The sequence below is a fragment of the Allocellulophaga tsushimaensis genome, assembly GCF_055383085.1.
Genome location: NZ_AP039451.1, coordinates 1,902,206 through 1,919,751, shown reverse-complemented (window position 1 = coordinate 1,919,751; position 17,546 = coordinate 1,902,206). Strand labels below are relative to the sequence as shown.

11 protein-coding genes and 1 tRNA gene are annotated in these 17,546 nt (G+C 30.6%); 7 read left to right on the top strand and 5 right to left on the bottom strand.

Annotated features, from left to right (window positions below; all coding sequences use genetic code 11):
* Positions 1-43: 43 nt before the first annotated feature.
* Positions 44-1,618: an amidohydrolase family protein gene (locus tag ACZ451_RS08145; protein WP_464216622.1), complete on the top strand. Its 1,575-nt coding sequence runs from the start codon at positions 44-46 to the stop codon at positions 1,616-1,618.
* A gap of 69 nt (positions 1,619-1,687) precedes the next feature.
* Here ACZ451_RS08145 and ACZ451_RS08140 read toward each other — a convergent pair whose 3' ends face one another.
* From ACZ451_RS08140 to ACZ451_RS08130, 3 genes are all read right to left on the bottom strand, one after another.
* The gene (locus ACZ451_RS08140; protein WP_464216621.1) at positions 1,688-3,070 is read right to left on the bottom strand and encodes a pyridoxal phosphate-dependent decarboxylase family protein; all 1,383 of its coding nucleotides are present in this window, start codon (positions 3,068-3,070) and stop codon (positions 1,688-1,690) included.
* A 111-nt stretch (positions 3,071-3,181) separates the two neighbouring features.
* Positions 3,182-3,751, bottom strand: coding sequence for a hypothetical protein (locus ACZ451_RS08135; RefSeq protein WP_464216620.1), 570 nt, complete (start codon positions 3,749-3,751; stop codon positions 3,182-3,184).
* A gap of 177 nt (positions 3,752-3,928) precedes the next feature.
* Positions 3,929-5,038 carry a serine hydrolase domain-containing protein gene (locus ACZ451_RS08130; protein ID WP_464216619.1) on the bottom strand — a complete coding sequence of 370 codons (1,110 nt, stop codon included), beginning with the start codon at positions 5,036-5,038 and terminating at the stop codon, positions 3,929-3,931.
* Between the two features lie 286 nt (positions 5,039-5,324).
* Between ACZ451_RS08130 and ACZ451_RS08125 the strand changes: the two genes are divergently transcribed.
* The 3 genes from ACZ451_RS08125 to ACZ451_RS08115 all read left to right on the top strand — a co-directional run bounded on the left by ACZ451_RS08125 (position 5,325) and on the right by ACZ451_RS08115 (position 10,561).
* Positions 5,325-6,068 (top strand): LytR/AlgR family response regulator transcription factor, encoded by a 744-nt coding sequence (locus ACZ451_RS08125; RefSeq protein ID WP_464216618.1) that lies wholly within the window; start codon positions 5,325-5,327, stop codon positions 6,066-6,068.
* A 15-nt stretch (positions 6,069-6,083) separates the two neighbouring features.
* On the top strand, positions 6,084-8,951 hold the full coding sequence (locus tag ACZ451_RS08120) for a sensor histidine kinase (protein WP_464216617.1): 2,868 nt from the start codon (positions 6,084-6,086) through the stop codon (positions 8,949-8,951).
* Positions 8,952-9,034: 83 nt separating this feature from the next.
* Complete coding sequence (locus ACZ451_RS08115) at positions 9,035-10,561, top strand: serine hydrolase (protein ID WP_464216616.1); 1,527 nt, start codon at positions 9,035-9,037, stop codon at positions 10,559-10,561.
* A 205-nt stretch (positions 10,562-10,766) separates the two neighbouring features.
* Here the strand turns inward: ACZ451_RS08115 and ACZ451_RS08110 are convergent.
* Positions 10,767-10,848, bottom strand: a tRNA-Leu gene (locus tag ACZ451_RS08110).
* A 131-nt stretch (positions 10,849-10,979) separates the two neighbouring features.
* Between ACZ451_RS08110 and ACZ451_RS08105 the strand changes: the two genes are divergently transcribed.
* The gene (locus tag ACZ451_RS08105) at positions 10,980-12,371 is read left to right on the top strand and encodes a dipeptidase (RefSeq protein WP_464216615.1); all 1,392 of its coding nucleotides are present in this window, start codon (positions 10,980-10,982) and stop codon (positions 12,369-12,371) included.
* A gap of 352 nt (positions 12,372-12,723) precedes the next feature.
* Here ACZ451_RS08105 and ACZ451_RS08100 read toward each other — a convergent pair whose 3' ends face one another.
* Positions 12,724-14,313: a DUF4139 domain-containing protein gene (locus tag ACZ451_RS08100; RefSeq protein ID WP_464216614.1), complete on the bottom strand. Its 1,590-nt coding sequence runs from the start codon at positions 14,311-14,313 to the stop codon at positions 12,724-12,726.
* Between the two features lie 227 nt (positions 14,314-14,540).
* Between ACZ451_RS08100 and ACZ451_RS08095 the strand changes: the two genes are divergently transcribed.
* Positions 14,541-14,906: a BlaI/MecI/CopY family transcriptional regulator gene (locus ACZ451_RS08095; protein ID WP_464216613.1), complete on the top strand. Its 366-nt coding sequence runs from the start codon at positions 14,541-14,543 to the stop codon at positions 14,904-14,906.
* Positions 14,907-14,908: 2 nt separating this feature from the next.
* The gene (locus ACZ451_RS08090) at positions 14,909-17,293 is read left to right on the top strand and encodes a M56 family metallopeptidase (RefSeq protein WP_464216612.1); all 2,385 of its coding nucleotides are present in this window, start codon (positions 14,909-14,911) and stop codon (positions 17,291-17,293) included.
* Positions 17,294-17,546: the final 253 nt, after the last annotated feature.

Genomic DNA, 17,546 nt, shown 5'->3' with positions numbered 1-17,546 from the left:
ATTAAATAATTTAAATTATTTAATTAAACCAAACCAATCAAATATGGGTAAATCTAAACGGGTTCTAAGAGTAATAAAAAAAGTATTTAAAATTTTATTTTTTATACTTTTTATTTTGTTCGTTGTTGGTGGTATCTACATGAACCGACAGGGAAAATTAATGTATGGTCAACTCACAGAAAGAGTTGACTACAAAAAATTTAATCCGCAAAAAGGAAACTTTGCAATTACTAATGTTAATCTTCTTTCAACTGACGGTAAAACCATGTTGAACGATAGAACAATAATTATTGAAAAAGCTATAATAAAATCTATAGATACCCTTTTAGATGGTTCATACAAAGGAAAAGTTATAAATGGTAAAAACAAGTATTTAGTACCAGGTTTCATAGACACCCATGTTCACCTATTCCAAAGCCCTAATGATTTACTCTTATATCTTGCTAATGGTGTAACCGAAATAAGAGAACTTATTGGTGAAGAAGATCATGTAAAATGGAAACAACAAATAGAGGAAAACGAAAGAATTGGACCAAAAATGTATGTATCCTCACCTAGGATTGGAAGTTTTGAAACTCTTGAAGGTTGGTTTATGGAATATTCTCAAGGCTATGCTAATATTAAAACATCAGAAGAGGCTAGAGAAATGACTCAAGAATTTTATGACCAAGGCTATGATGGCATTAAAATTTATAGTCAAGTTACTAAAGAAGTTTATTATGCCCTATTAGATAAGGCAAATGAATTAGGAATGCCAGTATCTGGGCATATCCCTTGGTCGGTTAATTTTGATGATTTTTGGAAAGGTGGTCAAAAAAATATTGTTCATTTTGAAGAATTAATGAATGCACTAAGTAGAGAATTTGATGGTAAAAGAAAAATTGGAAGTTTTAAAGGTAAAGAGGAAGCATTCATAAAATACATTCAATCAAGAGCCGCTAAAATAGCTGAAAATTTAACTAAAAATGATGTAACCATTACCTCTACTTTATGGCTTACAGAAAGTTTTGCAAAGCAGCCTTTTGAGATAACAGAAGTTTTAAAGAGTGTGGAGTTAGAATATGAAAACCCTGGAATAAGTGAATGGGTTTCGTACATACCCCAAGGATTAGGTTGGCTTCCTAATGTAAATCGTTATAGGTTGCCCAAAAACATTACAGAAGAACAAACAGAAGAATACAAAGAGTATTGGAGTACCTATGTAAAAGCATGCCAAATCCTCGCAAAAGTATGTGCTTCAAAAGGCGTTAAAATAATGACAGGTACTGATGCGAATCTTCCGCCAACCGTTCCCGGGTTTTCACTTCATGACGAGTTTTTGAGCTTAAATAATATAGGAATGTCAACTGCACAAGTTTTACAGTCAGCAACAGCTATACCAGCTAATTATTTGGGAAGTAATTCTGGGGTTATCGCTTCGGGAAGAGATGCTAACTTAGTACTGCTGAATAAGAATCCTTTAGAAAATATAAGTAACACCAGGAGTATTAATTCTGTTATAATGAAAGGTGAATTATTTGACCGAACTTTATTGGATGATATCCTAAAAGCTGTAAAAGATGCTAACGACTCTAGTCGAAAAATTGATATAAGTAATTACACAGATTTAGACTACTAATCAAAAACATCGTGGTTGCCTAAAAATAATTCATAGTTTTAATGTAGTTGATTAATAATTTTGAAATCCCTAATTATTTTTTGCTGTTTCAAAAATATTGATAGTCTTTTCTATATCACTTTCAGTTGTCATCCAAGAAGAAATACTAATTCTAATTACAGTTTTTCCATGCCAAGTAGAACCACCTAACCAACATTCCCCTGATTTTTGAATGTAATCCAATGTTTTTTTGGTCTTTGCCTCATTATCACAAGCAACGAGAACTTGATTGAAGACAACTTCATTGAGAATTTGAAATCCAAGTTCTCTTAATCCTTGTTCTATCTGTTTCGCTCTTACATGAAAAGTTGTAATCATCTCATCAACACCTTGAACTCCTAAATACTTTAATGTAGCCCATAATTCTATCACTCTTGAACGTTTAGACATCTCAGGCGTATACAGCATTGGGTCTCTTTTTTTAGAAGTGTAAATTATATATTCACCAGTAGCTTGTAATGCATTTGCCATAGCATCAGGGTGTTTACAAATAACAATTCCAGAATCGTAAGGAGTATTTAAGGTCTTATGTGCATCTAACGCCCAAGAATCAGCTTTTTCTATCCCTTTAGTCAAATAAGATAGTTCCTTTGATGCAGCAACCCACAATCCAAATGCACCATCAATATGTACCCAAGCATTTACTTTATTAGCCATTTTACAAACAGTATCAAAATCATCAAAAGCACCAGAATTTGCATTACCTGCTTGTAAAAAAACTAAACAAGAATCGTCTAGTTTTGGAATTGAATTAACAATTATCCTGCCTTGATTATCTGATGGTAAATATTCTATGTTTTCATCTCCAAATCCAAGAAGGATAAGGTTCTTTCGAATACTCGCATGAATTTGTTCATGAGTAATAATTCTAATTTTAGGGGAGCCATTTAATCCCTTTTTATTAACATTCCAACCAAGATTTTGTAGAATATGATATCGAGCAGCAGTAATAGCACTAAAATTAGCCATTGAACCACCACTTACAAAACCAGCAATAGATTCCTTTGGTAGTCCTAATAATTCTATCAACCATTTTTCGCATAAAACTTCTAACTCAGAGTTAATGGGTGATGACACATATAACCCACCGCATTGGTCCCATAAATCAGTAAGCCATTTAGTGGCTATAGATATGGGCGTTACTCCACCAATTATAAAGCCAAAATACCGACCTCCTGTATGCTTAACAGTACCTAAGGAACCTTTGCTGTGAAGCAGAGATAGTATATCAGATGCCGTTTTACCTTTTTCAGAAAGAGTTTCTTTGAAAACTTTAAGTTTAGCTAAATCTTCTTCATTTGGATATACTCTAGATGTTTCAAGATTATCTATATACTCAAATGCATAATTTTGAGCTTGATAGAAAATTTTCTTTTGCTTTAATTCTGAAAGCATTTTTTTATAGATACTCATCTTTTAACAATTTTGCAGTTATTAAGCTTAATCGGAAGTACTGAATGTTATTTTTAGGAAACTATTGATAAAAGGATGCATATTTGAGCATATAAATAAGAAAATCAGCAATTAATTTTTATAAAAAAGTGGATAAAACTCTTCTTCTATTTTCACTTTAACCTTGTCATTTTCTTTTAATACCCTAATAGAACCACCACTAACAATATCAGGATTATTGTGTGTTTGTTCTAACATTAACTTTACAAATTCATGACTAAGCATTTCTTGGGATTTTTCAAGAGATACCCATTTTATTTCCGAGACTGTGAATGGTTGATTTTTAGGAAAATGAATATCTCCTTTGATATACTTACAGGTGTAATAATTTCGTAACCACATTTCTTTTTTTTCATCATTTTCATATTGGACAGAAAAAACTCCTTTTAGTTTGGGATTGGATGTTTCTATACCATACGTTTTCACTAAATCATCTAATCCTTTTTTTACGAACTGATTAGAATCTTGATAAATACCAGGTGTAACCCAAACTTCAGCACCTTTTCCTTTAATTTTCACAAGCATTATTTCGTTTTCAGAATTATAAATTAATAATCTATGAAAGACTGAAACAGTATTATTTTCTTGTGCAACACTTAATTGAAAAAAGGTAAAGGCAAGTACAACTAACAATTTCTTCATTTTATTTTTTATTAATTCAAACTTTAATTTAGTCTTTTTATGTATTGATATTTGTATGATTTAATGAGTATTAAATATGTTTAATGAAAATAAACATTGTATTTTGAGAAAGGGTAATTTTCTTAACAACATTATTTTTTGTAAAACTTAAAATAGATAGTTAGAGGTTTTATGTGTTTATTTTACCAAAGTGCTGTTTAAAACGATCGCTGTTATCTCTTTTTCAAAATGGAAAAAAATAAGGCTATCATCGTAATATAAATTTTGTAATATTATTATGTTTACATCTTTTTTGGGCACGTAAAATTTAAACGAACCAAATCCCAATCCTTTGCCGGGATGCCCAATATTAAGTACTGGTTCTTTACTTATACAGACTCCATAACCATAACCTACTTTATCTTTTCCATAGGCTTTAAAGTAATTTGTTTTTCTATAACTACATGTCATTAATTCATATGTTTCAGGTTTTAGCAAATTACCTTTGTAAAGGTTTTTATCCCAAATGTTTAAATCATTTAAATTAGAAATGATACCGCCTGCTGGAATAAAGTCTTTCCACCATTCCTTTGGATTAGCAAGGTCCGCCAAATTCTTATCTATGTTTTTAACAATAAATTTATTATTTTCATTATCATCGGCATAGCCATTAATTAATTTATTAGTTGTCATCCCTAATTCGTAACAATATGTGTTATGCATAGCTAATTCTTCAAATAGTTCATTAGCCTTTTCTATATATGTTTTTCCAGTTACTTTTTCAAGTATTCTTCCAAGTAGTGCATATGCGGGATTGCTATAATAAAAATCTGTTCCGGGCCTAAAAAGTAATGGTTCATCTAAGCTCTTTATCCCAGATGACATATTAAGTAATTGATGAACAGTTACCTCATTTGACCACTTTTGGTTGATTTCAGATAAATACTTTTTAACTGGGCTTTGTAAGTCTATACCACCGTTTTCAACTTCTCTTAGTATTAAAACAGCAGTAACCTGTTTGCTATTGGATTGGATTCTGAAGTTATCGCTTAGTTTAATAGGCATTTTATCTTCTAAATTAGAATAGCCATACGCTTTTGAATATTTAGTCTTACCTTTTTGAGTAATAAATATTACCCCATTAAACTTTCTAGGATTCTTTGTCTTGATTAAGCTATCAATTTTAAAAGAATAGTCATCTGTTTTTATTTTTTCATGAGTACTACATATTTTATTCTTACTACCTTCTTTGCATCCTATTATAAATAATGAAATTATGATGAACGATAATTTTATATAGTAACACATAGGGAAATATATTTTAGGTACTTGCTTTAGAAAGATAAATCCTCAATTAAGCAGTAATAAGATTTAAGCTAACATAATTTAAATACAATAATAAATAAACAGGTACTTTTTGAATATCAATTCTGATTAATAAATATTTTTTAGATATTTTCAGACATATAATAAACACTCTATTTTTTTGCTATATCATGATACAACTTAACGGACATCAATTTTAATTAATGAACAGAAATCAAATAAATCGCTAAAAAACATATTTTAAGCACTTTAAACTACCTTTAACCTTATGAAAGAAATTACGGCGATTATAGTAGATGACGAAGCTAGAGCACGAAGCGTGCTAGGTAGTTTACTTAACGATGATATTTTAAATATTAACGTTATTGAAGAGGCATCAGATATTCAAGAAGCCGTATTTAAAATTAAAAGACATAAACCCCAAGTTGTTTTTTTAGATGTAAAAATGCCCAATTATTCTGGTTACGAAATAGTGAATTTTTTTAAAGAAATTGATTTTGAAATTATTTTTGTTACCGCTTATGATGAATATGCAATCAAGGCATTTGAGCTTTGCGCTGTAGATTATTTGGTTAAGCCTATTGATAGAAATCGACTTAAAGATGCCGTACAAAAACTAAATACAAAGCTAAGCAATAAGGACAAACTATCACATTATGAAGTTCTCTTGGAAACTGCAAAAACTAAAGAGTTTAAAAAACTTGTTATACCAGAATTAGGCAACAAACGCATTGTTAATATTGATTCAATAATCGCTATTGAAGCTGATGGCGCTTATAGTAATATCCATATAAAGGATGACAAGGTATTGTTTACAAGCAAAAACCTTAAATATTACGAAGACGTCTTAGAAACTGAAGTTAATTTTTTTAGAAGTCATCGTAGTTGGATTGTAAATTTAGATTTTCTAAAAAGCATTAATCGTTCGGAAAGTAAACTTTTTTTGAAAGGCGAAATAGAGGCCAGAATATCAAGGTCGCAATACGAAGAGTTTGATAATAAAATGATTTAAGAAATTATCAAAATTATGCAACGTAAGCTAGAGCTATTTTTTCTATTACTATTTGCTATTGCTTCAACAGTGGTTTGTAAATGCTATGCGCAAGATTTAAACTATTTTGTAATAGGCAAAGAAGAGTTAAAAAACGCTGATATTTATTCCATTCTTCAAACAAAAGATTTACGATTGTTTGTTGCAACAAACGAAGGTCTTTATCAATACAAACATGGTAAAATGAAACTTGTTTCATCAAATGAAAAGCAATTAGGGATTTCATTATTTAACCTAATAGAGAATAAAAAAGGCGATGTGTTTTGCTATAACCTAAATGGCCAAATATTTACAATAAAGAACAACAAACTAGAATTATATCAAACAATTCCTGCAAATTCATTATCTACTAGCATGAGTATGACGTTTGATGAAGATGACAACCTTATTTTAGGTTCTAAGGGTTGCTTTATAATATTGCCTGATAGTATTAAAACCATATACCGCAGACCTAATGAAATAACTAAATTTTCTAAGCTACCAGATGGTAGAATATTCATTTCAACAAAAAAAGAGGACACATTGTTTCAAATCTCTAGAGGTAAAATAATACCAAATCAATATAAGTTTGAGCATACTTCAGAATTTAACAGACTCGTATACATATTAGGTAAAAAACTGATTAATGCAGACAGACTTAATGAGATTAGAGAAACTAAGAACAAAAAAAAACTAACATCTCTAACCAGTTATGTTCAGTTTAATAATAAAACTATTTGGAGAAAAAACCATACCAGCGGTATTGAAAAATTGGTCATCGAAAATGATACGATAAAAGTTAAAGAAATATACTTAAAAAACACATTTATATCTCATATCGCCGAAGGTGTAAATGGAGAATTGTTTTTGGGCACTTTTGGAAAGGGATTATTTGTGATACCACATAAAAATATTTTTCAATATAAATTCAAAAACCTAGGGAATAATATTCAGTCGATTGCCTCAAATAAAAAAGGTGCTATTTTTATCTCTGATAGAATAAATGGAATCTTAAGTTATCATAATAATCAGATAGAAAAGCTTAGTATTGATACAGAGTTTATACCTGAAAAAGTGTTTTCCGTGGAAGATTTCCAGATGAATATTAATAGAAAATTCCCTACTGTTTTTTATAATAATTCTGGTATTTATGGTGCTTTAAAAAACATTAATAGAGTTGATGGTCATACGATGTTGTTGAGCACATCAGAAGGGTTGTACAAATTTGGGAATAAAGAACTGTTGTCTGATGTTATTTGGAAACCTGTAAAAGACAATATCTATCTTTTAAAAGATATAAAAATAAGGTGTTTAGATGCTATTTATATACCAGATGAAAAGGCTATTTATCTATCTACAATATCCTCATTAATTAGGATAACGAAAGACGGAGGCAAGGAAGTTCTGATGTTAAAAAACAAGGAATTAATAGCTAATGATTTATTAGCTTTTAATAATGAAGTATGGGTAGCAACACAAAGTCAGGGTATCGTTATTTTTAAAGAAGGGAAATTATTCTATACCATTGACATCAATAATGGTTTAGCTAATAATTATGTTAATAAAATAGACAAAAAAAACGAACTAATTTACATCTCTACAAAATCTAGCTTTCAGCTATACAATACTACAAATAAAACTTGGCAAACCATTGGCCTTGAAGAAGGTATTGAAGATGGAAGTATTAATGATTTTACAATTACTGATGATGCTATTTGGTTGGCATCTGACAATACTTTAGTCTCAATACCTATCAGCTTTAAAACTAATCTTATTGACTTAGAAATGCAAATTGATTCTATTAAAGTTGGGAACAAACACTTAGGTAAAGTAACTAAAAATAGTTTCAATTTTAAAGAAAATAAATTATCTGTATTTCCAGACTTTAGGTCAATACTCTATCAGAATGAAGGTTTTTATACCTATCAATTAATTGGTTTTGATAACAAGCAAAGAATTAAAAGCGTTCTAACACCAAAAATTCAATATGACTATTTACCACCTGGCGATTATACTTTTTTAATAAGCGTAAAATATAGAGATAGAGAAAGTTCTGAGTTAGCTTATAGTTTTAGTATAAAGAATCCTTATTGGCAAACATGGTGGTTTTTTGCAATTGTAGTTTTAGCTTTAGTAATTACAGGATTCTTTTATACCACATATAGAGCCAAGAGACTTAAGAAAATAAACACAGAAAAACTTCTTAGACAATCTTTAAAAATGGATTCTATAGAGTCTGAATTAAGAGCCTTAAGGTCTCAGATGAATCCTCATTTTATCTTTAACTCTCTTAACTCTATTCAAGACCTTATTTTAAAGCAGGATACGAATGCCTCATACGATTATATTGTTCTCTTTTCAGATTTAGTTCGTAATTCATTAAATTATTCTAATAGACATTCTATAAGTATACAAGAGGAAATAAGTTTTTTAAAAACATACTTGAAATTAGAAAAACTTAGATTTGGTTCTGACCTTCAATACCATATAATCAATAAGTGTTTATTAGATAAAAAAATTCCATCATTGGTGATTCAGCCATTTGTAGAAAACGCTATTGTACATGGCTTGTTTCACAAAAAAGGCAAAAAAACTCTCAATATAGAATTTACACCTTACCCAGATGGACTACAGTGTACAATAACCGACAATGGAATTGGTAGGCAAAAAGCTATAGAAATTCAAAAAAGACAAGGAGAATATCATAGTTCTTACGCTATGGATGCGATTAAAAAACGGTTGAAAATTTTAGAAGAAAAATATAATAAAACTATTGGTTTTGAGGTCAAAGACCTTATTTTAAACGAAGCTTCCTCAGGAACGCAAATTGTTATCACATTTCCTAATATCAATTTCTTTAAATAAATTCATTAACTGTTTTTCTCAGTTGTAAATTCTATTATTATGCCTCAAGATTTATGATTTATTTTATTATAAATCTTTAATCTATGAAAATAAATAAGCGAATAAAGTACCTATCATTTTTGTTAGTTTTTTTGGCTTTGTCATGTAAACAGTCTCATGATGAAAGTATAGTAAATCCAAATAGTTTTAAATCTGTAAAAACCCCAAATCAAAAGTTAGATTATTTTTTAAAAATTGCTGATTCGCTTAGAATAACAGCTAATGTACCTGGAGTGGGCATTGCCATAGTATACAACAATAAAACTTTGTACACAGGAGGCTTAGGCTTTAGAAATGTTGCCAGTAAATTAAAAGTTACTGAAAATACATTATTTAGTATAGGTTCTAATACCAAACCATTTACAGGGCTTTTATCTACAAAACTAGTATCGGAAGGATTGTTAGATTGGAGCACTCCAATTAAAAATTATATACCAGAATTTAAACTAAAAAATAAATATGTTACAGAGCATGCAACTATTGCTGATGCACTTGCTCACCGTACAGGACTTAGTAGAAGAGATGATTTATGGAAATTTAAAGATTATCCTAGAGATAGCATTTTAGAAGTAATTTCTAGTATCGACATGTCAAGTAGTTTCAGAAGTTCTTTTAACTATAACAACTTCATGTATGCTGTTGTGGGTATTGCTCAAGAAAGAGTTACTGGTAAAACTTGGGAGCATCTTATTGAAGAGAGGATATTCAAACCTTTAACCATGAAAAATTCATATACCCGTTACTCAGATTTTATTAATACATCTGATAAAGCTATTGGTTATAAAGGAGATGGAGTTACCCCTGAAGTTATAGTTAACCTTACAAATGTAGCTCCATCTGGCTCTTTAAGTTCAACACCAAAAGATATTGGAAAATGGATAAAAATGTTAGTGAACGATGGTAAGCATGAAGGTGAACAATATCTAACCGAAGAGGAATACAATTATATGCTAAGACCACATTCCAATATTGGTTTAAGAAATGATGATGAATTTTGGTACTATAATATTGGTTTCGGAGGATATTGGAAAAATAACAAAGTAAACTTAGGGGCTGAAGGTGCTATAGAAGGCCAAAATTCTAGATGCGTTTTACGCATAGATGAAGGCTTTGGTATTTTTATAATGATAAATCAAATTTCGGATTACAAAGCCTTAATTACCAATTATGCTGAAAATATTTTTATGGAGAATAATTATTCTCGAGATATGGATTGGGAGAAAAGATTAGCTAGTAATTCAGATTTTGAAAAATTCAAAAAAGTGTTACTAACAGAAGATATCAGTAAGGCAAAAACTTTTTATGAATCAATCCCTTTAAAAGCTTTTGAAAATCAGATGAATAATCTAGGTTATGAACTAATAAATAACAAAGCGTTTAAAAAGGCTATATTGGTTCTTAAACTCAATGCAGAAGATAATCCCAATTCTTCTAACGCATATGACAGTTTAGGTGATATATATATGCTTATCGATGAAAAAGCATTAGCAATAAAAAATTATAAAAAATCACTTGAATTAGACCCTGAAAACGGAAACGCTGAGGCTATGCTCATAAAATTGAATCAATAAAGAAATAAACTTCTCGTCTCTCTCAAATAGAAAATCAATTTTAGAAACAAAAAAAGCCTCTCTGTAAAGAGAAGCTTTCTTATGAAGTACAGGCGGAGAGACTTCCTTCGACTACGCTCAGGATAAACTTCTCGCCTCTCTCAAATGGAAAATCAATTTTAGAAACAAAAAAAGCCTCCCTGTAAAGAGAAGCTTTCTTACGAAGTACAGGCGGAGAGACTCGAACTCTCACACCTCGCGGCACTAGATCCTAAGTCTAGCGTGTCTACCAATTCCACCACGCCTGCATCAATTTCCTTTTAATAAAAACAAATTATTATCTTAAAAGGAGTGCAAATATAAAGCAAAAAATCAATTTTAAAATAGTTCCTTTAAAAAACTTCTTTTTTGTAATTTTAGAATTCCTATAAAATATAAAATGAAAGATATTAAACAATATATAGACACCCATAAAGAACGGTTTTTAGAAGAGATTATAACATTATTAAAAATACCTTCTGTAAGTGCAGATCCTGCGTTTCATAAAGATGTATTAGATACTGCTGATGCTGTTCAAAAAGCACTTTTAGAAGCTGGTTGTGATCCTGTAGAAATTTGTGAAACAGATGGCTACCCTATTGTATACGGTGAAAAAATTATAGACCCAAATTTACCTACCATCTTAGTATATGGTCATTATGATGTGCAACCTGCAGATCCCATAGAATTATGGGATTCTCCACCTTACGAGCCTGTTATAAAAAAGACCGATTTGCATCCTGAAGGAGCCATTTTTGCTCGTGGTGCTTGTGATGATAAAGGACAAATGTACATGCATGTAAAAGCATTGGAGTTTTTGGTAAAAACCAACCAATTGCCTTGCAATGTAAAGTTTATGATAGAAGGCGAAGAAGAAGTTGGGAGTAATAATTTAGCGGTCTTTGTAGCAGCAAACAAAGAAAAATTAGCGAATGATATTATCTTAATTTCCGACACGGGTATGATTGCTAATGATGTACCTTCTATTACTACAGGGTTACGCGGACTTAGCTATGTAGAAGTAGAAGTTACCGGACCCAATAGAGATTTACATTCTGGACTATATGGAGGCGCTGTAGCCAACCCCATTAATATTTTAACAAAAATGATTGCTAGTCTCCATGATGAAAACAACCATATTACTATTCCAGGTTTTTATGATAAAGTAGAAGAACTTTCTACTGAAGAACGTGCGGAAATGGCAAAAGCGCCTTTTAGTTTAGAAAACTACCAAAAAGCTTTAGAAATTGAAGCTGTTTATGGTGAAAAAGGTTATACCACCAATGAGCGTAATTCCATACGCCCTACATTAGATGTTAACGGAATTTGGGGTGGATATATTGGTGAAGGTGCTAAAACAGTAATTGCAAGTAAAGCCTATGCAAAAATTTCTATGCGCTTGGTTCCAAACCAAGATTGGGAAGAAATAACAGAATTGTTTATCACACATTTTGAAAGTATTGCTCCAAAAGGTGTTACTGTTAAAGTTACACCGCATCATGGCGGGCAAGGTTATGTTACTCCTATAAATACCATTGCTTACCAAGCTGCCTCTAAAGCCTATGAAACTACTTTTGGCAAAAAACCTGTGCCGCAACGTAGTGGTGGTAGTATCCCAATTGTATCGCTTTTTGAGCAAGAACTACATAGTAAAACCATACTTATGGGCTTTGGTTTAGATAGTGATGCCATACACTCCCCTAACGAACATTTTGGAATTTGGAACTATTTAAAAGGGATTGAAACCATCCCCTATTTTTACAAATATTTTACAGAGATGAGTAAAGAGTAATATGTTTATTAGGGCATTCCCTTTCAGGTCGGGCTATCGTTACAAGTCCTCGCTACAGAAAAAGTAGCTGTGGGCTTTTCACTCCTATCCCTAATGCAAAACCATTCAGCATTTAAAAAAAAACAGAAATACCTATTGTGCATCATATGGTTTTATCCAAAATTCGTCCATTCGAGTGTTTCGACAGAAGGAAGAAATGTATCGAGAATAGGATTTTGAGTCCATAAAGCTGTTCTCGATACAATTTTTCTTTATTTCATTCCGAAAACTCACTCGAACTGACGCTTTTCTTCAACATTCATTTCATAATGCTAAAGAGTTAACTTAACTAACATATGAAAGAAAGAAACCCTTAATAATACTGGATCACCATATCTTTTGGATGTTTAACCTCATAAGAAAAATTAAATACGCTACTACTACCTGCAGGCATCGTTTTTTTCCAAAGGATACTTCCCGTTCCTTTATCATAATCTCCACCCGCTAATTCTAATTGCTTTACTTCAATCTTATTATTTTGTGAGATAGGTAATTGGTCAAGAATCTCTAGTGTAATTGCTTTAGAACCATTGTTCCGTATATTAATTTCATATGCAAAAGCGGCTACTATTTTACTACTCAGCGTTTTTTTAGTAGTCAGATTATCCAGCAAACGCCTTTTTATAACAATACGCTCATCAACACCTAATGATAGTGGATAATTATCTTTAGTATAGTTTGGATTAATAGTCGTTTTTCCTATAAAATTACCCTCAAAATAAATATTAGCTTCTGTTAAAAGTAGGTTTAATGATTGCCAATTTTTTATATTCGCTAGTAAGAATACATCTTCTGTAACTTTTGGAACGGCATGATATACATAATCTGCCGCAACACTTTTATTATCTAAAATAATAGTTTGCCCTTTTCCTGTTGAAGGGATCGATTGTGTTGAAACAAGTTCATATGCTACATTAAACTGTTGTTCTATAACTTCGGTTACAGCAACATCACTCATTGCCTTTTCTTTACGCATTTGTAATGAGTTAACTGCTATAGACTCCATAGGTATCTCTTCGAGATCATCTTTATCAAAAGGTATATTATTTTGTTGCTCTTTTACATAAAAGGGATTTAAAATAGGTCGGTTTTGATTGGTCTTTGGCAAATAGGTAGAAACCTTGAGTTCTACTTGATTCCAATCTTTTCCTGTATTTTGATAAATTCTCCCCTTAGTAACAAGTGTTAAAGGAGCCTCTAAAGAGCTAGCTCGGATATCATAATAGGGCTGCCATCCCGCATTTTGTACCACATAAGTTAATGAAATTTTTGCTGTCATATTTCGTGTAGCATTCACTTCAAGTAGTAGCTCTTGTCTATTTTCATTTTGCTGAGAAGCCGTTTCTTGTAACTGCCTCTTTATCTTACTAATTGCTTCATTTAAGCTTTTCGTTTCTTTTTTTAGAAGAATTTGTTTTTTAGTGATTTCTAATACTCTACTGGCATAAAAATTAGCAAGGTTAGCAAGTTGTTCTGTTGTCCATCCTTGATTAGCATTTCCTATTTTTCGATTTTCTTCTATCAAATTAAGTTCACCTACTAATGCTTTTTCATTCGCTCTTTTAAACGCTAAATCTAATTCTAAAGCTTCCTTTTTATCCAATAGCACTTGTTCTTCTTTTGTATATTCATCTGCTTTTAAATAATTGGTTGTTGGTGTTACAGAAAGTAGTGTAGCCCCTTCAGATAATCCAATCTGGTAGGTATTAATATCAATAAAATTAGAAAGGTTGCGAACAGACAAGATATTTTTACCTTTTGATAATACCACATTACCCTTTTCAATTACCTTGGCAGATTTAAGATACACCGTTACCTCTTTTGGTGTTGTCGTTACAATTTTATCTTGACTGTATCCTTTAGTTAGAACACCTAAAAAAAGTATGATAAATAGATAGCGCATAGCGAAAAAATTTAAATTAAGTTGATATCAAAGGTAGTTGCGTTATCTAGTATTACAAAATACAAATGAGTAAACCTACCTTAATGTTAAGGTAAATAAAGATATGGCTGATTCTATGGGATTATTCTTTAAAATTTAACCTTAGTCTCTCAAAATATAAAACTCTACATTTGTAGAATTAAAATATTTATTCTATGTTTGTAGAGTTAATTCTAAAAACGTAGAACATGCAGCTATCTAAGACAGAAGAAGAACTTATGAATATTTTATGGAAGCAGAAAACTGCTTTTATGAAAGATTTACTAGATGCTTATGATGACCCAAAGCCTGCTACTACTACTATAGCTACTTTATTAAAGCGTATGACAGACAAAGGCTTTGTGGCATACAATACTTTAGGGCGTGCTAGAGAGTATTATCCTTTAGTAAAAAAGAAAGACTATTTTTCTAAGCATGTAAACGGACTCATTAAAAACTTTTTTAATGATAGTGCAAGTCAGTTTGCCTCTTTTTTTACAAAAGAGACTGATCTTACTAAAGAGGAATTAGAAGATTTAAAAGCTTTGATAGATAACGAAATTAAAAAGAAATAGGGATGCTTTTTTACATCATAAAATCTGGTGCCTGTATGGCAATTTTTCTACTCTTCTATAAGGTCTTTTTAGAGCGAGAAAACATGCACAAGTTTAAACGCTTTTATTTATTAGGAGCTCTAATAGCAAGTTTAGTTATTCCTAGTTTAGTGTTTATAGAATATATTGAACCTACTATTGTAGACACCACAACTTATAACGCTGCTTTAATCAATACTGGCACAAATACTAAAATAACATCTGATATTGCAGAAGACAATGATATGATTAACTATTCCTTAATTGTGCTAAGTATTTATCTTTTAGGTGTATTGGGTTTTGGTCTTCGCTTTTTTAGAAATTTGAATCAGGTAATCCAAAGAATACGTAAAAACCCTAAGGTTAAAACTAATAGTACCATCAATGTATTATTGCATGAAGTCTTGGCTCCGCATACCTTTTTAAACTATATTTTTCTCAATAAGAAAAAGTTTGAGTTGCAACAGATTCCACCAGAAGTTATTTTACACGAACAAACACATGCCAAACAAAAGCATAGTATAGATATTCTTTTAATAGAACTACTACAAGTATTTTTATGGTTTAACCCTTTTATATATTTCTTTAAAAAAGCAATTAAATTAAACCATGAATTTTTAGCTGACCAAGCGGTCCTTAAAAACGGAATTACATTACCTATATATCAAAAAATACTACTGGCTTTCTCATCAAAAGCTACAGCACCTCTCTCAAAAACTGTGGAAATGGCAAATGCCATTAATTATTCATCAATCAAAAAACGATTTACAGTCATGAAAAAACAAACATCAAAAAAAGCAGTATTATTAAGAAGTTTTTTATTGCTTCCCCTATTTGCTTTATTACTTTACGGATTTAGCGAAACAAAAGTTATTGAAAAGGATGTATCTATTGATGCTCCAATTCAGAAAAAACAACAGGCTGAACAAAGTACAATTACATCAGTACAAAAAGAATTAGAAAAAGTTAATCTTTTGTCTGTGAATTATTATCTACCAAAAGAAGAGTATTACAAAAATGTAATCTTCAAAATAAGAGATAAAAACAAAAAAATTATAGCTACAAAAACTTATTTTGAATTAACAGAAGAAGAAAAGAATAAACTTTTAGAACCTCGGACTTCTCCAATGAAAATAGCACCTACTGATAAAGATATCGTAAACTGGAAAAATTCAAAAAAATATGGTATTTGGATAGATGGGAAAAAAATTAAAAACACACTTTTAGCAAGTTATACAAATACAGACTTTGCTTCAGTATTGAAGAGCAAATTAGAAAAAAATGCTCTTCATTATGGGGAATATTTTTATCAAATAAATTTATATACACATCAAGGGTTTAAAAAAGCATTTCCTGCTATTCCAAAACCATTAAGTAAAGGTTCTATTATTTTCTTATCTGCAACCAAAAATACTCCAGACCAAAAACAATTAAATTCGTTTTATCAAAATTCTTCAAATCAGGAAAAAGATATATATAATATTCCTGAGTCAACAGTAAATTTTAAAAATAATTCTAATAGTATAAAAACATCTGTATTACAAGATAAATTAATGCAGTATAAGAAAATGCTTGCTCAATATGAGCTACTTAGAAATAAAAAACCACATTACATTCATAAACCGAAAGAAGAACAGCAAAAAATAGATGAAATCTGTTCGAAGTTAGGAGGCATGTTTTTTAGATTGTCTAAAACAGATAAGAAAAAAACAAAACGACCTATATCTCCAAAACATCCATATGTATCTTTAATAAAAAATGGAAAAACTATCTATAAAAAAAGGAGTGAATTAACCGAAACGGACAAAGCCTCATTACCTCCTCCTCCTCCTCCTCCAGCTCAGGTAAAAGAGCAAATTATTGAAGAAGAGATAGAACTAATAGAGGAACAAGTTGAAATCGTAGAAAAGCAAGCTATAGAAATTGAAGAAGAAATAGAACTTATAGAAGAGCGAGCTGAACTACTGGAAGAACAAGCCCAAGCATTAAAAAAGCAGTCAGAAAATCTACAAAAAGAAGAAGTAAAAATTTTAAAGGAACAGACAAAAGAACTAGCAAAAGAGTCTGTTAAGATGAAGGTAAAAGCAAAAAAAATGGCTGAAAAATCTGCAAAAATGAAGTTGAAAGCAAAAGAATTGCAAAAAAATATGCGTCCACCAACTCCTCCGAAACCAATAGCCCCTCTAGATTATATCATAAATATGGCTAAAAAAGAATCTGTTTTTTATTTTGAGGGCAAAAAAATATCATCAGACAAAGCAATTGCTATTGTAAAGAAAAATAAGCATATTAATATAGATGCTAGGAGTACAGACAGAAATCCATATACCGTAAAACTTTCTGTTGAACCGATAATAATTGATAAGTAGGAAGCTACTAGAAAGATGTATCTAAAAACTATTAAATTAAGTGTTAGAGCCCTCATTAAGAGGGCTTTTTTATAACTCATTATTAGTAAAGTCCATTCTATTATTTTATCATAAATTGATGCACAAAAAATCTAATATATTGTAGCTAAAAATACTTCCTGTTTTATTTCTAGCACACTTAAAAGTAAGAATTTTACTATTCTTCATAATTGTATTTTATTTGATGATGAAGAGATGTTCATATACTGTAAAT

Bases quoted from the DNA above. Each gene is read 5' to 3' on its own strand.
- ACZ451_RS08145 (WP_464216622.1), top strand. From the start codon at position 44: ATGGGTAAATCTAAACGGGTTCTAAGAGTAATAAAAAAAGTATTTAAA.
- ACZ451_RS08140 (WP_464216621.1), bottom strand. From the start codon at position 3,070: ATGAGTATCTATAAAAAAATGCTTTCAGAATTAAAGCAAAAGAAAATT.
- ACZ451_RS08135 (WP_464216620.1), bottom strand. From the start codon at position 3,751: ATGAAGAAATTGTTAGTTGTACTTGCCTTTACCTTTTTTCAATTAAGT.
- ACZ451_RS08130 (WP_464216619.1), bottom strand. From the start codon at position 5,038: ATGTGTTACTATATAAAATTATCGTTCATCATAATTTCATTATTTATA.
- ACZ451_RS08125 (WP_464216618.1), top strand. From the start codon at position 5,325: ATGAAAGAAATTACGGCGATTATAGTAGATGACGAAGCTAGAGCACGA.
- ACZ451_RS08120 (WP_464216617.1), top strand. From the start codon at position 6,084: ATGCAACGTAAGCTAGAGCTATTTTTTCTATTACTATTTGCTATTGCT.
- ACZ451_RS08115 (WP_464216616.1), top strand. From the start codon at position 9,035: ATGAAAATAAATAAGCGAATAAAGTACCTATCATTTTTGTTAGTTTTT.
- ACZ451_RS08105 (WP_464216615.1), top strand. From the start codon at position 10,980: ATGAAAGATATTAAACAATATATAGACACCCATAAAGAACGGTTTTTA.
- ACZ451_RS08100 (WP_464216614.1), bottom strand. From the start codon at position 14,313: ATGCGCTATCTATTTATCATACTTTTTTTAGGTGTTCTAACTAAAGGA.
- ACZ451_RS08095 (WP_464216613.1), top strand. From the start codon at position 14,541: ATGCAGCTATCTAAGACAGAAGAAGAACTTATGAATATTTTATGGAAG.
- ACZ451_RS08090 (WP_464216612.1), top strand. From the start codon at position 14,909: ATGCTTTTTTACATCATAAAATCTGGTGCCTGTATGGCAATTTTTCTA.